10 protein-coding genes are annotated in these 14,491 nt (G+C 72.3%); 5 read left to right on the top strand and 5 right to left on the bottom strand.

Annotation, left to right across the window (positions count from 1 at the left end; translation table 11 throughout):
- Positions 1 to 38 precede the first annotated feature (38 nt).
- Positions 39 to 3,635, top strand: coding sequence for a DNA polymerase III subunit alpha (gene dnaE / locus CITRIK5_RS05410; protein WP_159833217.1), 3,597 nt, complete (start codon positions 39 to 41; stop codon positions 3,633 to 3,635).
- Between the two features lie 43 nt (positions 3,636 to 3,678).
- Positions 3,679 to 4,173: a transcriptional regulator NrdR gene (gene nrdR / locus CITRIK5_RS05405; RefSeq protein WP_002855838.1), complete on the top strand. Its 495-nt coding sequence runs from the start codon at positions 3,679 to 3,681 to the stop codon at positions 4,171 to 4,173.
- A gap of 158 nt (positions 4,174 to 4,331) precedes the next feature.
- Here nrdR and ppgK read toward each other — a convergent pair whose 3' ends face one another.
- Entirely contained in the window at positions 4,332 to 5,156 is an 825-nt protein-coding gene (ppgK, locus tag CITRIK5_RS05400; protein ID WP_159833215.1) for a polyphosphate--glucose phosphotransferase, read from the bottom strand.
- 21 nt (positions 5,157 to 5,177) lie between these two features.
- Entirely contained in the window at positions 5,178 to 5,987 is an 810-nt protein-coding gene (map, locus tag CITRIK5_RS05395) for a type I methionyl aminopeptidase (RefSeq protein ID WP_159833213.1), read from the bottom strand.
- An 89-nt stretch (positions 5,988 to 6,076) separates the two neighbouring features.
- Between map and CITRIK5_RS05390 the strand changes: the two genes are divergently transcribed.
- Positions 6,077 to 6,289, top strand: a complete 213-nt coding sequence (locus tag CITRIK5_RS05390) for an SPOR domain-containing protein (RefSeq protein ID WP_010078516.1) — start codon at positions 6,077 to 6,079, stop codon at positions 6,287 to 6,289.
- A gap of 68 nt (positions 6,290 to 6,357) precedes the next feature.
- Here the strand turns inward: CITRIK5_RS05390 and panB are convergent, their stop codons facing one another.
- Positions 6,358 to 7,221, bottom strand: a complete 864-nt coding sequence (gene panB, locus CITRIK5_RS05385) for a 3-methyl-2-oxobutanoate hydroxymethyltransferase (RefSeq protein ID WP_159833211.1) — start codon at positions 7,219 to 7,221, stop codon at positions 6,358 to 6,360.
- A 36-nt stretch (positions 7,222 to 7,257) separates the two neighbouring features.
- Here panB and glnA (CITRIK5_RS05380) point away from each other — a divergent pair, with 36 nt between their 5' ends.
- Positions 7,258 to 8,598 (top strand): type I glutamate--ammonia ligase, encoded by a 1,341-nt coding sequence (glnA, locus tag CITRIK5_RS05380; protein WP_159833209.1) that lies wholly within the window; start codon positions 7,258 to 7,260, stop codon positions 8,596 to 8,598.
- Between the two features lie 10 nt (positions 8,599 to 8,608).
- Positions 8,609 to 11,731, top strand: a complete 3,123-nt coding sequence (locus CITRIK5_RS05375) for a bifunctional [glutamine synthetase] adenylyltransferase/[glutamine synthetase]-adenylyl-L-tyrosine phosphorylase (protein ID WP_159833207.1) — start codon at positions 8,609 to 8,611, stop codon at positions 11,729 to 11,731.
- Between the two features lie 66 nt (positions 11,732 to 11,797).
- On the opposite strand, the gene CITRIK5_RS05370 is transcribed toward CITRIK5_RS05375, so the two are convergent.
- Positions 11,798 to 12,802, bottom strand: a complete 1,005-nt coding sequence (locus CITRIK5_RS05370; RefSeq protein ID WP_095694674.1) for an LLM class flavin-dependent oxidoreductase — start codon at positions 12,800 to 12,802, stop codon at positions 11,798 to 11,800.
- Between the two features lie 153 nt (positions 12,803 to 12,955).
- The gene (gene glnA / locus CITRIK5_RS05365; RefSeq protein WP_095694673.1) at positions 12,956 to 14,380 is read right to left on the bottom strand and encodes a type I glutamate--ammonia ligase; all 1,425 of its coding nucleotides are present in this window, start codon (positions 14,378 to 14,380) and stop codon (positions 12,956 to 12,958) included.
- Positions 14,381 to 14,491 lie beyond the last annotated feature (111 nt).

Raw genomic sequence — 14,491 nt, 5'->3', positions numbered from 1 at the left:
CGGCCCTGCCGTCCTCCCCGTCGAAAGGCCCACCCCGCATGACCGTGTCCGCCGACGCCCGCCCCGACGCCGTGAAGGACGGCGGCTTCGTCCACCTGCACACGCACACCGAGTACTCCATGCTCGACGGCGCCGCGAAGCTGGACGACCTGTTCGCCGAGGCCCAGCGGCTGGGCATGGACTCGCTGGCCATCACGGACCACGGCTACCTCTTCGGCGCCTACGACTTCTGGTCCAAGGCGAAGGCGGCGGGCGTCAAGCCGATCATCGGGCTCGAGGCCTACGTGGCCCCCGGGCAGCAGCACCGCACGGATAAGGAGAAGACCCGCTGGGGCGAGCCCCACCAGCGGGGGGACGACGTGTCCGGCGGCGGTGCGTACACGCACATGACGCTGCTGAGCGAGACCACCGAGGGGATGCACAACCTGTTCCGGATGGGCTCGATCGCCTCGCTGGACTCGGTGTACGCCAAGTGGCCGCGGCTGGACCGGGAGCTGCTGAGCCAGTACTCGAAGGGCCTGATCGCCACCACGGGCTGCCCCTCCGGCGAGGTGCAGACGCGCCTGCGCCTGGGCCAGTACCGGGAGGCGATGCAGGCGGCCTCGGACTTCCGGGACATCTTCGGCAAGGACAACTACTACTGCGAGATCATGCACCACGGCCTCGACATCGAGCGCCGGGTGATGACGGACCTGCGCCGGCTCGCCAAGGACCTGGGCCTGCCGTTCGTGGCCACGAACGACCTGCACTACACCCACGAGCACGACGCCAAGGCGCACGAGGCGCTGCTGGCCCTGCAGTCGGGCTCGAAGCTCAACGAGCCCAGCTACGACCAGGGCGGCTCCCGCTTCGCGTTCTCCGGCACCGAGTACTACCTGAAGTCCCCGCGGCAGATGCGCGAGCTCTTCGCGGAGCTGCCCGAGGCCTGCGACAACACGCTGCTCATCGCCGAGCGGTGCGAGGTCGAGTTCGACACGAAGGCCAACTACATGCCGGTCTTCCCCACGCCGGAGGGCGAGGACGAGACCAGCTGGCTCATCAAGGAGGTCGCCTCCGGTCTGGCCTACCGCTACCCGGACGGCGTGCCGGACCACGTGCGCAAGCAGGCGGACTACGAGCTGGACGTCATCATCTCGATGGGCTTCCCCGGGTACTTCCTCGTCGTGGCCGACTTCATCAACTGGGCCAAGGAGAACGGCATCCGGGTGGGCCCGGGCCGTGGCTCGGGCGCCGGATCGATGGTGGCGTACGCGCTGCGCATCACGGACCTGGACCCGCTCAAGCACGGGCTGATCTTCGAGCGGTTCCTCAACCCGGACCGCGTGTCCATGCCCGACTTCGACGTCGACTTCGACGACCGCCGTCGCTCCGAGGTGATCGACTACGTCACCCGCAAGTACGGCGACGAGCGCGTCACCATGATCGTCACGTACGGCACCATCAAGACCAAGCAGGCCCTGAAGGACTCGGCCCGCGTGATGGACCAGCCGTTCTCGATGGGCGAGTCCCTCACCAAGGCGCTGCCGCCGGCGGTGATGGCCAAGGACATCCCGCTCAAGGACATCGAGGACCCCGCGGCCCCGCGCTACGGGGAGGCCGCGCCCTTCCGCGAGCTGATCGCCACGGACCCGGTGGCGAAGGAGGTCTTCGAGACCGCCAAGGGTCTCGAGGGTCTGAAGCGGCAGTGGGGCGTGCACGCGGCCGGCGTGATCATGTCCTCGGTGCCGGTGATCGACGTCATCCCGATCATGCGTCGTCTCCAGGACGGCCAGGTCATCACCCAGTTCGACTACCCGATGGCGGAGTCCCTGGGCCTGATCAAGATGGACTTCCTGGGGCTGCGCAACCTCACGATCATCTCGGACGCGCTCGAGAACGTGAAGGCGAACCAGGGCGTGGACCTGGACCTGGAGACCCTCGACGTGGACGACCCGGCGGCCTACGAGCTGCTGGCCCGCGGCGACACCCTCGGCGTGTTCCAGCTCGACGGCGGGCCCATGCGCTCGCTGCTGAAGATGATGCGCCCGGACAACTTCGAGGACATCTCGGCGACCATCGCCCTGTACCGCCCCGGCCCCATGGGCGCGAACTCGCACACCAACTACGCGCTGCGCAAGAACGGGCAGCAGGAGATCACCCCGATCCACCCGGAGCTGGAGGAGCCGCTGCGGGAGATCCTGGACACCACCTACGGCCTGATCGTGTATCAGGAGCAGGTCATGGCGATCGCCCAGAAGGTGGCGGGCTACTCGCTCGGCCAGGCCGACATCCTGCGCCGTGCGATGGGCAAGAAGAAGAAGTCGGAGCTGGACAAGCAGTACGAGGCGTTCCACCAGGGGATGCTGGACCGCGGCTACTCGGAGGCCGCGGTGAAGGCCCTGTGGGACATCCTGCTGCCCTTCTCGGACTACGCGTTCAACAAGGCGCACTCGGCCGCCTACGGCCTGGTCTCCTACTGGACGGCCTACCTCAAGGCGCACTACCCGGCGGAGTACATGGCGGCGCTGCTCACCTCGGTGGGCGACGACAAGGACAAGCTGGCCATGTACCTCAACGAGTGCCGCCACATGGGCATCACGGTGCTGCCCCCGGACGTGAACGAGTCCCACCTGACCTTCACCCCCGTCGGCCGGGACATCCGCTTCGGCATGGGCGCCGTCCGCAACGTGGGCCCCAACGTGGTCAAGGGCATGGTCCAGGGGCGCGAGGACGGGGGTTCGTACACGGGCTTCGGCGACTTTCTGGCGAAGGCGCCGCTCGTGGTGTGCAACAAGCGCACCATCGAGTCCATGATCAAGGCCGGCGCCTTCGACTCCCTCGGCTACGCCCGCCGCGCCCTGCTGGCCGTGCACGAGGAGGCCGTGGACGCCACCGTGGCGCAGAAGCGCAAGGAGGACCACGGCGAGTTCACCTTCGACCTGTTCGCGCTCGGCGGCGGCGACGAGGACGACTCCGACGCCGCGGACGGCGTCGCCGTCCCGGACCTGCCGGAGTGGGCGAAGAAGGAGAAGCTCGCGTTCGAGCGCGAGATGCTGGGCCTGTACGTGTCCGACCATCCGCTGCAGGGCCTCGACGGCGTCCTGGCCCAGCACGCCGACGTCCAGATCACCCGCGTGCTCGACGACGACGGGCCCGCCGACGGCGCGATCGTCACCATCGCGGGCCTGATCACCACGCTCGAGCGCCGCATCGCCAAGTCCTCGGGCAACGCGTACGCGCGCTGCGAGATCGAGGACCTCGGCGGCTCGATGGACGTCATGTTCTTCGGCCAGGTGTATGCGCCCATCGCGATGATGCTGGCCGAGGACCTCGTCGTCGCCGTCAAGGGCAGGGTGCAGCGCCGGGACGACGGGTCGGTGTCCCTGTCGGCGATGGAGCTGACCATCCCGGAGCTCTCGGACGGCCCCGGCGGCCCCGTGCGGATCACGCTGCCCGCGTTCAAGGCCACGGAGCAGGTCATGGGCCAGCTGGCGGACGTGCTGCGCACCCACGAGGGCTCCTCGGAGGTGCGGCTGTCCCTGGTGGGCCAGCGTGCCACGCAGGAGTTCCAGCTGGGCCCGCAGTTCCGGGTGAGCCCGAACCCGGCGCTGTTCGGGGACCTCAAGATCCTGCTGGGTCCGGCCTGCCTCGGCTGAGCGGACGTAGCATGGGAGTGCCCCGCCCAGGAGGAGAGAGCTGATGCACTGCCCGTTCTGCCGTCATGAGGACTCGCGCGTGGTGGATTCACGCTCCCTCGACGACGGCTCCGCCATCCGTCGGCGTCGGCAGTGTCAGGCCTGCGGGAAGCGGTTCACCACCATGGAGACCACCGCCCTGACCGTCGTCAAGCGCTCCGGGGTGGCGGAGCCGTTCGACCGCTCCAAGGTGATCAACGGCGTCCGGAAGGCGTGCCAGGGGCGGCCGGTGACGAGCGACGACCTGGCCATGCTCGCCCAGGAGGTCGAGGAGACGGTCCGTGCCACGGGCAACGCCGAGGTGGACGCCCACGACGTCGGCCTGGCCATCCTCGATCCGCTGCGCCGTCTCGACCAGGTGGCCTTCCTGCGCTTCGCCTCCGTCTACCGGGACTTCGAGTCCCTCGACGACTTCGAGGAGGCCATCGCGGAGCTCCGGGCCGGTGACGGGGACGACCGCGGCCGTCCCGCCGTGCAGCCGCGGCTGTTCACCCGCTGACCCGGGCCGATGCGACGGCGCCGCCGGGATCGACGGTGCAGTGGTGCGCACGGCCTCCAGGCGCTACAGTGATCCCCGGGCCGACCTCAGTCGGCCCGGCAAGACCGCCGAGGGCGGTTCCGGAGGGGAAGCCGGAACCGCCCTCGGTGTCTGCGCCCTCAGTTGCCGTCGGCGAGCGAGCCGTGCGCGGCCAGGGCGGCGCCCACGATGCCCGCGTTGTTCTGCAGCTGGGCCGGGACGATCGGGGTGCGCAGGCGCAGCAGCGGCAGGTAGTCGTCCGGCCGCTTGGAGATGCCGCCGCCGACGATGAACAGGTCGGGCGAGAAGATCCGCTCCACGTGGGAGAAGAAGCGCTGCAGTCGCTCGGCGTACTCGGCCCAGCTGAGCTGATCGCGCTCCCGGGCCTTCGCGGAGGCCCGCGACTCGGCCATCACGCCGTCGAGCTCCAGGGAGCCGACCTCGAAGTTCGGGACGAGCACGCCGTCGTGGATCATCGCGCCGCCGATGCCGGTGCCGAGGGTGATCACGTGCACCAGGCCGCGCACGCCCCGCCCGGCCCCGTAGCGGGCCTCCGCGAGGCCGGCCGCGTCGGCGTCGTTGACCACGGTCACGGGGCGGCGCAGGTGCTCCTCGAACGTGCCGCGCAGGTCCGTGCCGATCCACGAGTGGTCGATGTTGTTCGCGGACAGGCACACCCCGTCCTTGACGATCGAGGGGAAGCACACGCCCAGCGGGGCGGAGGGCTGCGGCGCCTTCTCGCGCCCGTCGAGCTCGGCGGTGATGGCCGCCAGGGTCGCCGCCACGGGCTCGGGCATGGCCGGCTGCGGCGTGGGGATGCGGAAGCGGTCCCCGCGCAGGGTGCCCGCCTTCGGCCCCGACCCGAGGCGGACCAGGCCGCCCTTCATGCCGGTCCCGCCGACGTCGATGCCGATCGTCGTGGGGTATTTGGAGGAGCGCTGGGCGGTGCTGGTGTGCGTCGTCACGGCCCCCAGCTTAGTGCCGGGTCACGGCAGCGTGAGAATCTCCGCGCCGTCGTCCGTGACCACGATCGTGTGCTCGAACTGCGCGGTGCGGCGGCGGTCGCGAGTCACCACGGTCCAGCCGTCGTCCCACTGGTCCCACTCGATCGTGCCGAGGGTGAGCATCGGCTCGATGGTGAACACCATGCCGGGCACGAGCAGCCGGTCGTGGGCCGGGGCGGCGTCGTAGTGGGGGATCACGAGGCCGGAGTGGAAGTCCACGCCCACGCCGTGGCCGATGAAGTCGCGCACCACGCCGTAGCCGAAGCGCTTGGCGTAGGACTCGATGGCGCGGCCGATCACGTTGACCTGACGGCCGGGCTTCACGGCGCGGATGCCGCGGCGCAGGGCCTCCTCGGTGCGCTCGACGAGCAGCCGGGACTCCTCGTCCACGTCGCCGACCAGGTAGGTGCGGTTGTGGTCCCCGTGGACGCCGTCCAGGTACGCGGTGATGTCCAGGTTGACGATGTCCCCGTCCTCCAGGACGGTGCCGTCCGGGATGCCGTGGCAGATGACCTCGTTGATCGAGGTGCAGATGGACCGCGGGAAGCCGCGGTAGCCCAGGCAGGACGGGTAGGCGCCGCGCTCCACGAGGAAGGCGTGCGCGATCCGGTCCAGCTCGTCCGTGGTGACGCCCGGGCGGATGTGGGCGGCGGTGTGCTCCATGGCCTGCGCGGCCAGGCGGCCGGCGGCGCGGATCCGCTCGACGCCGGCGGCGTCGTAGACGTCCGAGGCGTTGCCCTCGTCCGGGGTGGCCTTGCCGACGTACTCGGGGCGCGGGATCGCGGCCGGCACGGGCGGGGCCCGTTGTGGCTGGACGGGGCGGCGGGGTTCTGACGCTGGGACATGTCCTCCAGCCTATCGGCCCGGCTACTGTGGCCCCCATGACCGAGACGAGCGAGTTCTGGTACAACGTCAACACGCATCAGGTGGAGGTGGGCGCCCAGTCGGACTGGTCCCAGCTGCTGGGCCCGTTCGGCACCCGTGAGGAGGCCCAGGCCGCGATGGACCGCGTGCGGGCGAACAACGAGGCCGCCGACGCCGAGGACGAGCGCGACGACGACTGGGACAGCCGCCCCGTCGACGACGCCTCCTGACCACGGCGCCGAACGACACCGGGCCCCCGTCCCTCAGGACGGGGGCCCGGTCGTCTCACGGGGCGGGTTCAGCCCTCGAAGCCGTGCTCCGGGGCCGGGAACGCGCCGTCGAGCACGTCCGCGCGATAGGCCCGGACCGCGTCGCCCACGACCTCGTGCAGGCGGGCGTACTGACGGACGAACCGGGGCACCCGTTCCTCGCGCAGGCCGAGCATGTCCTGCCACACGAGCACCTGGCCCGTGGTGCCCGGGCCCGCGCCGATGCCCACGGTGGGCACCCGCAGCGCGGCGTCGACGGCGGCGGCGACGTCCGAGGGGACCATCTCCATCAGCACGGCGAACGCCCCTGCGGCCTCGAGGGCCCGGGCCGACGCCGTCATCCGCTCGGCCGCCCCCGCGCCGCGGCCCTGCACCCGGTAGCCGCCGAGCACGTGCTCGGACTGGGGGGTGAAGCCGATGTGGGCCATGACCGCGACGCCGGCGGCCGTCATCGCGGCCACGTGCTCGGCGAAGCGCTCGTCGCCCTCCACCTTGACGGCGTGCGCGCCGGACTCCTTCACGAGGCGCACGGCCGACTCGACGGCCTGCCGCGGGGAGGCCTCGTACGAGCCGAAGGGCAGGTCCGCGACCACGAGGGCACGCTCGGCACCGCGTACCACGGCCTGGGTGAACAGGATCATCTGGTCCAGGGTGACCGGCAGGGTGGTGGGATGGCCCAGCACGGTGTTGCCCACCGAGTCGCCCACGAGCAGCACCTCGACGCCGGCCTCGTCGAACAGGGCCGCCGTCATCGCGTCGTAGGTGGTGAGCATCGCGAAGCGCCGGCCCTCGTCCTTGGCCCGCTGCAGGTGGACCGTCCGGTACCGGGACGGGGCGGGCGGCCCGTAGGGGGCGGTGTCGTCAGGCTGCCGGGGGGACTGGGGAGCAGACATGGGCCGGAGTCTACGCGGCGCGTCTAGAGTGGCGGCATGGATCGACAGCAGGACTACGTGCTCCGCACCATCGAGGACCGGGACGTCAGGTTCGTCAGGCTCTGGTTCACGGACGTGATCGGTACGCTGAAGTCGGTGGCCCTGTCTCCGGCCGAGGTGGAGAACGCCTTCACGGAGGGCCTGGGCTTCGACGGCTCCTCGATCGACGGATACACCCGCATCTCGGAGTCGGACATGCTGCTGCAGCCCGATCCCTCGACCTTCCAGATCCTGCCCTGGCGCGGCGACCAGGGACAGAGCTCCCGGATGTTCTGCGACGTGCTCACCCCGGACGGCCGCCCCGCCCCCGCCGACCCGCGGCACGTGCTGCGCCGCGTGCTGGACCGGGCCGCGGACCAGGGCTTCACGTGCTTCACCCACCCGGAGATCGAGTTCTACCTCCTGCAGTCGGACCAGCCCGGCCCGGACGGGGAGCCGGTGCCCGTGGACCGCGCGGGCTACTTCGACAACGTGCCCGGCTCCGACGCGGCCGACTTCCGCCGCGACGCCGTCAGCCTCCTCGAGGGCATGGGCATCTCCGTCGAGTTCAGCCACCACGAGAACGGCCCCGGCCAGATCGAGATCGACCTGCGCGCGGCGGACGCGCTCACGACGGCGGACAACGTGATGACGTTCCGGACCGTCGTCAAGGAGGTCGCCGCCGCCCAGGGCACGTACGCCACGTTCATGCCCAAGCCGTTCTCCGAGCACCCCGGCTCGGGCATGCACACCCACATCTCCCTCTTCGAGGGCGACTCCAACGCCTTCTACGACCCCGCGGACGAGTTCCGGCTCTCCGTGACGGGCCGCCGGTTCATCGCGGGCCTGCTGCGCCACTCCGTGGAGATCAGCGCCGTCACCCACCAGTTCGTGAACTCCTACAAGCGCCTGTGGGGCGGCGGCGAGGCGCCCTCGTACGTCTCCTGGGGCCACAACAACCGTTCCGCGCTCGTGCGCGTGCCCCTGTACAAGCCGGACAAGGCCGGCTCCGCCCGCATCGAGTACCGCGGCATCGACGCCTCGGCCAACCCGTACCTGGCCTACGCGCTGCTGCTGGCCGCCGGCCTGAAGGGCATCGAGGAGGGCTACGAGCTGCCCGAGTCCGCCGCCGAGGACGTCAGCGCGCTCACCACCCACGAGCGGCGCGTGCTCGGCCACGTCCCCCTGCCCGGCACCCTGCACGACGCCCTGCGCGCCGCCGAGGAGTCCGAGTTCGTGGCGTCCGTGCTGGGCGAGCACGTCTTCGACGCCCTGCTGCGCAACAAGCGCCAGGAGTGGGACGACTACCGGGTGGAGGTCACGCCGTACGAGCTGCGGCGCTACCTCTCCGGCCTCTGAGGCGCCGGCCGTGTCCGCCCTGCCCGACGCGGCGACCGCCGACGCCCCGGACCGCCGCACCCTCGCGCACGCCGGCGTCGCCGACGCCGGCCGCGTGCAGACGCTGCTCACCTCGCCCGAGTTCGAGGGCGTGGACGTGCGTCCCCTCGTCGAGCTCCTCGGCCACGCCGCCGATCCCGACCGGGCCCTGCTGCTGTGGGTGCGCCTGGCCGAGCGCGAGCCCCGCGTCCACCACGCCCTCCGGGACCCCGAGACGACGGCCCGCCTGCTGCGGCTGCTCGGCGCCTCCGAGGCCCTCGGCGAGTTCCTCATCCGCCGTCCCGAGCACCTGGACCTCGTCCTCGACCCGGACGCGGCCGCCGCCACCGCGCCCGCCCTCGCCCAGCCCGACCCGACCGCCGGCGAGCCCTGGGGTGATGCGTCCGCCGCCCTGCGCCGCCTGCTCCTGGACTCGGTGGGCGCCGACCCGGACGCCGACCGCCCCCTCGCGGCCGTCACCGGCAAGGACGCCGCCGTCGCCCTGCGCCGCGCCTACCGCCGCCAGCTGGCCGCGATCGCCCTGCGCGACCTCGACTCCGCCGAGCCCACGGCGGCCATGCCCTCGGTGGGCCGCTGGCTCGCGGACCTGGCCGGCGCCGCCGTGGACGCGGCGCTCGCCGTCTCACGGGCCGTCCTCACCGAGCGGGAGGGCCCCGTGGTGGACCGCCTGGACCTCGCCGTGATCGGCATGGGCAAGTGCGGCGCCGGCGAGCTCAACTACGTCTCGGACGTGGACGTCGTGTTCGCCCACGCCGTCCGCGAGGCCGCGGACGGCGCGGACCCCGACGCCCAGGTCCCGGACGGGCCGCGCGCCGCCGCGCTCGCGGCCGAGCTGGCCGCGGGCATCGGCCGCGTGATCCAGGGTGCGGCCCCCGAGCCGGGACTGTGGGAAGTCGACGCCAACCTGCGTCCCGAGGGCAAGGACGGCGCCCTGAGCCGCACCGTGGAGTCCCACGCCGAGTACTACCGCCGCTGGGCCCACGGCTGGGAGTTCCAGGCCCTGCTCAAGGCCCGCCCGATCGCGGGCTCGCCACAGCTCGGCGAGCGCTACATCGCGGAAATCTGGCCCCGGGTGTGGGAGTCCTCCGCGCGCGACGGGTTCGTCGAGTCCGTCCGGGCCATGCGCGCCCGGGTCCTGGACACCCTCGCCCCCGCGGAGCGCGAGCGGGAGATCAAGCTCGGGCCCGGCGGTCTGCGCGACGTCGAGTTCACGGCCCAGCTGCTCCAGCTCGTGCACGGCCGTGCGGACGAGTCGCTGCGGGTGCGCGGCACGCTCGACGCGGTGCGGGCGCTGCACGCCGCCTCCTACGTCACCACGCGAGACGCGCGGGCGTTCGACGAGCACTACCGGTGGCTGCGCACCCTCGAGCACCGCATCCAGCTCGTGCACCTGCGGCGCACCCACCTGATGCCGGTCAAGGAGGAGGCCCGCCGCGTCGTCGCCCGGTCGATGCGCGGCGCCGCCGACCGGGGCCCCGCCACCGGCGAGGACCTCCAGGCCGAGTTCACGCGCGTGCGCCGCGCCGTGCGCGGTCTCCACGAGACCGTGTTCTACCGGCCGCTGCTGTCGACGACGGCCGCCCTGTCCGCCGAGGACGTGCGGCTGTCCGCGGAGGCCGTCCGCGACCGCCTGGCGGCGCTGGGCTACCGCGACCCGCAGGGCGCCCTGCGGCACATCGAGGCCCTCACGCAGGGCGTCTCGCGCCGGGCCGCGGTCCAGCGGCAGCTGCTGCCGGCCATGCTCGGGTGGTTCGCGCGGGGCGCCGACCCCGACGGCGGCCTGCTCGCCTTCCGCCGGCTCTCCGAGTCGCTGGGCGGCACGGCCTGGTATCTGCGGATGCTCCGCGACTCCTCGGACGCCGCCCGGCGGCTGTGCCTGGTCCTGTCCGGCTCCCGGTTCGTGGGGGACCTGCTCGAGCACTCGCCCGAGGCCGTGGCCTGGGTGGGGGACGACCGGGAGCTCGACCCCCGGGGCGCCATACAGCTCTGGCGCCAGGTCGACGCGCGGCTCGACCGCCGCGTGGCCGCGCAGGAGGCCCCGGCCGCCGTCCGCCACGTGCGGCAGGTGCGCCGCAGCGAGACCCTGCGCGTGGCCCTGGCGGACATCTCGGGGCTGCTGGACCTCGAGGCCGTCACCGGGGCCCTGTCGGACATCGACCAGATCACCGTCGTCGGCGCCCTGCGCGTGGCCTCGCGCGCCGTCGTCGGGGACGCCGACCCGCTCACCGACGTGCTCGTGGTGGCCATGGGCCGCCAGGGCGGCCGGGAGATCACCTACGGCTCGGACCTCGACGCCCTGTTCGTGCACCGGCCACGCCCCGGCGTCGACGAGGGGCGGGCGCGCGAGCAGGCCGAGGAGGTCGTGCGGACGCTGATGTCCCTGCTGCACCGCCCCGCGACCCCGCCGCTGCCCGGCGAGCGGCCGCTCGAGGTGGACGCCGACCTGCGCCCCGAGGGGCGCCAGGGGCCGCTCGTGCGCACCCTGGACTCGTACCGGGAGTACTACGGGCGCTGGGCGGAGGTGTGGGAGCGTCAGGCGCTGCTGCGCGCCCGGCCCCTGGCCGGCGACGACGACCTCGCCACCGACTTCCGGCGGTGGGCCGACGGGGTCCGCTACGCCGGGGACCTGACCACCGCGGACGCGCGGGAGATCCGGCGCATCAAGGCCCGTGTGGAGGCCGAGCGCCTGCCCCGCGGCGCGGACCCCTCCCGGCACGTCAAGCTCGGCCGCGGCGGGCTCTCGGACGTGGAGTGGCTGGTGCAGTCCCTGCAGCTGCGCCACGCGGGAGAGGTCGAGGACCTGCGGGTCACCGGCACGCTGCCGGCCCTGCGGGCGATCGCCCGGCACGGGCTGCTGCCCGAGGCCGAGGTCGCCGTGCTGGAGGAGGCGTGGCTGCTGGCCACCCGGATCCGCGCCGCCCTGCTGCTGTGGACGGGCAAGGTCTCGGACGTGCTGCCCACGAACATGCGCGACCTCGAGGCCGTGGCCCGCCTCAGCGGGGTGGGCACGGCCGGCGGGGAGCTCGAGGAGCGCTACCTGCGGGTGACCCGCCTGGCCCGTCAGGTGTTCGAGACCCGGTTCTACGGGCTCTGAACGACGCCGGCCCGCCACCTCGACGGGGTGGCGGGCCGGCCGTGCTCCGGTGTCGCGAGCGCCGGCTCAGGCGCGCACGACGTGCTCCCCGAGCAGCTCCAGGGTGCGGCGCCGCACGGCGGGGTCCTGCGCGGCCGTGGTCACGATCAGCTCGTCCGCCTGGACCCGCGCCGCGAAGTCGTGCAGCCACGCCGCCGTCGTCGGGCCGGTGCCCACGGCCGTGCACTCGAGCATCCCGAGCACCTGCTGACCGGCGGGGGAGTGCAGCAGCATCTCGACCTCGTCGTCGGTGAGGGTGCGGCCCCGGCCGAGCATCATCCGGATGCGCGCCCGCTGCGCGGCCTGCCACTCCCGCTCGGCCACCTCCTCGGTGTCCGCGGCGATCACGTTGGCCGCCGCGATGAAGTGCGGCTCCGCGAGGGCCTCGGAGGGCTCGAAGTGCTCCCGGTACAGGCGCGCCGCATGCTCGAGCATCTGCGGTGCGAAGTGGCTCGCGAACGCGTAGCCCAGGCCGAGCTGCGCGGCCAGCTGGGCGCCGAACGCCGAGGAGCCGAGGATGTACAGCGGCACGTTGGTGCCCTTGCCGGGGTAGGCGTCGATGCCGGGGATCAGGCTCTGGCCGGTGAGGTAGCCCTGCAGCTCGAGCACGTCCTGCGGGAAGCGCTCGGCCGCCGACGGATCCCGGCGCAGCGCCTGCAGCGTCCGCTGGTCGGTGCCGGGGGCGCGACCCAGGCCCAGGTCGATGCGGCCGGGGTGCAGCTCGGCCAGGGTGCCGAACTGCTCGGCGATCACCAGCGGCGAGTGGTTGGGCAGCATGACGCCGCCGGAGCCGAGGCGGATCGAGTCGGTGTGCGCGGCCACGTGCGCGATGAGTACGGCCGTGGCGGAGGAGGCGATGGAGGGCATGTTGTGGTGCTCCGCGTACCAGACGCGCCGGAAGCCGGCGGCCTCGGCGACGCGGGCCTGCTCCACGGATTCGGCGAAGGCTTCGCCCATCGGGGCGCCGTCGCGGACGAGGGCGAGGTCCAGCAGGGACAGCGGCAGGGGGGTGGGGGCGGTGTGCTCGGTCATGGTGCTCCTGGTCTGCGGGCCGCCCGGCCGGGCGGAGGTCTCCACAGATCCAGCGCCCACCGGCCCCGGACTATTCCGCGGCCGGGCACGACGACGGCCGCCCGCCTCCGGCGTGGGAGACGAACGGCCGTCGTCGGGGCCGCGGCGGGCGGATCAGACCGAGTAGTACAGCTCGAACTCGTAGGGGTTCGGGCGCAGGGCCAGCGGGGCGATCTCCATCTCGCGCTTGTACGCGATCCAGGTCTCGATCAGCTCTTCGGTGAACACGTCGCCGGCCAGGAGGAACTCGTGGTCCTCCTCGAGGGCGTTCAGGGCCTCGTCCAGGGTGGCGGGTGCCTTCTGGATGTCGGCGGCCTCCTCCGCCGGCAGCTCGTAGAGGTCCTTGTCGATCGGCTCGGCCGGCTCGATGCGGTTGCGGATGCCGTCCAGGCCGGCCATCAGCTGCGCGGCGAACGCGAGGTACGGGTTGCCCGAGGCGTCCGGGGCGCGGAACTCGATGCGCTTGGCCTTCGGGTTGGAGCCGGTGATCGGGATGCGGATGCCCGCCGAGCGGTTGCCCTGCGAGTAAACCATGTTCACGGGGGCCTCGAAGCCCGGCACCAGGCGGCGGTAGGAGTTCACCGTGGGGTTGGTGAAGGCCAGGACCGCGGAGGCGTGCTTCAGCAGGCCGCCGATGTACCAGCGGGCGGTGTCCGAGAGGTTCGCGTAGCCCTTCTCGTCGAAGAACAGCGGCTCGCCGCCGTTCCACAGGGACTGGTGGCAGTGCATGCCGGAGCCGTTGTCGCCGAAGACGGGCTTGGGCATGAAGGTCGCGGACTTGCCGAACATGTTGGCGACGTTCTTGACGACGTACTTGAACTTCTGCAGGTCGTCCGCCGAGTGGGTCAGCGTGTTGAAGCGGTAGTTGATCTCGGCCTGGCCGGGCGCGCCCACCTCGTGGTGCGAGCGCTCCACGGTGAGCCCGACCTCGGCGAGGACGGCGCAGATCTCGTCGCGCAGGTCGGCCTGCTTGTCCGTGGGGGAGACGGGGAAGTAGCCGCCCTTGAGGCCGGTCTTGTGGCTCAGGTTGCCGCCCTCGTCCTCGCGGGAGGCGTTCCACCAGGCCTCGTCCGAGTCCACGGCGTAGAACGAGCCGCGGGGGGAGGACTCGTAGCGGACGTCCTCGAAGATGAAGAACTCGGCCTCGGGGGCGAAGAACGCCGTGTCGGCGATGCCGGAGGAGCTCAGGTAGGCCTCCGCGCGCTGGGCCACGCCGCGCGGGTCGCGCAGGTAGGGCTCGCCGGTGCGGGGGTTCACGATGGAGAAGTTCATCGTGAGGGTCTTGCGGACCCGGAAGGGGTCCACGAAGGCCGTCGCGACGTCCGGGATGAGCTGCATGTCGGACTCGGCGATGCCGGCGAAGCCCCGGATGGAGGAGCCGTCGAAGAGCTGGCCGGTGACGAAGAAGTCTTCGTCGACACTCGAGGCGGGCACGTTGAAGTGGTGCTGCAGCCCGGGGAGGTCGGTGAAGCGGACGTCGACGAACTCGACCCCCTCTTCCCTGATGTACGTGAGGACTTCCTGGGGGGAGGTGAACATGGTTCGCTCCTGGCCTTCCTGTGTGTGGCGGCGACGCCTGCGACGGCGGACGCCTCTATACTACGCGCCCGGCGTGGCCCCGCCAGACCGGCGCGCGTGCCGTGGTCGCGC

The organism is Micrococcus sp. 116 (genome assembly GCF_902506395.1).
Lineage (GTDB): Bacteria > Actinomycetota > Actinomycetes > Actinomycetales > Micrococcaceae > Micrococcus > Micrococcus luteus.
The sequence above is the reverse complement of the archived record's forward strand: the minus strand, read 5'-3'. Positions and strand labels throughout refer to the sequence as shown.

What these genes read in the sequence shown, in the direction of transcription:
- dnaE (WP_159833217.1), top strand. Translation starts at nt 39, where the DNA reads ATGACCGTGTCCGCCGACGCCCGCCCCGACGCCGTGAAGGACGGCGGC.
- nrdR (WP_002855838.1), top strand. Translation starts at nt 3,679, where the DNA reads ATGCACTGCCCGTTCTGCCGTCATGAGGACTCGCGCGTGGTGGATTCA.
- CITRIK5_RS05390 (WP_010078516.1), top strand. Translation starts at nt 6,077, where the DNA reads ATGACCGAGACGAGCGAGTTCTGGTACAACGTCAACACGCATCAGGTG.
- panB (WP_159833211.1), bottom strand. Translation starts at nt 7,221, where the DNA reads ATGTCTGCTCCCCAGTCCCCCCGGCAGCCTGACGACACCGCCCCCTAC.
- glnA (WP_159833209.1), top strand. Translation starts at nt 7,258, where the DNA reads ATGGATCGACAGCAGGACTACGTGCTCCGCACCATCGAGGACCGGGAC.
- CITRIK5_RS05370 (WP_095694674.1), bottom strand. Translation starts at nt 12,802, where the DNA reads ATGACCGAGCACACCGCCCCCACCCCCCTGCCGCTGTCCCTGCTGGAC.
- glnA (WP_095694673.1), bottom strand. Translation starts at nt 14,380, where the DNA reads ATGTTCACCTCCCCCCAGGAAGTCCTCACGTACATCAGGGAAGAGGGG.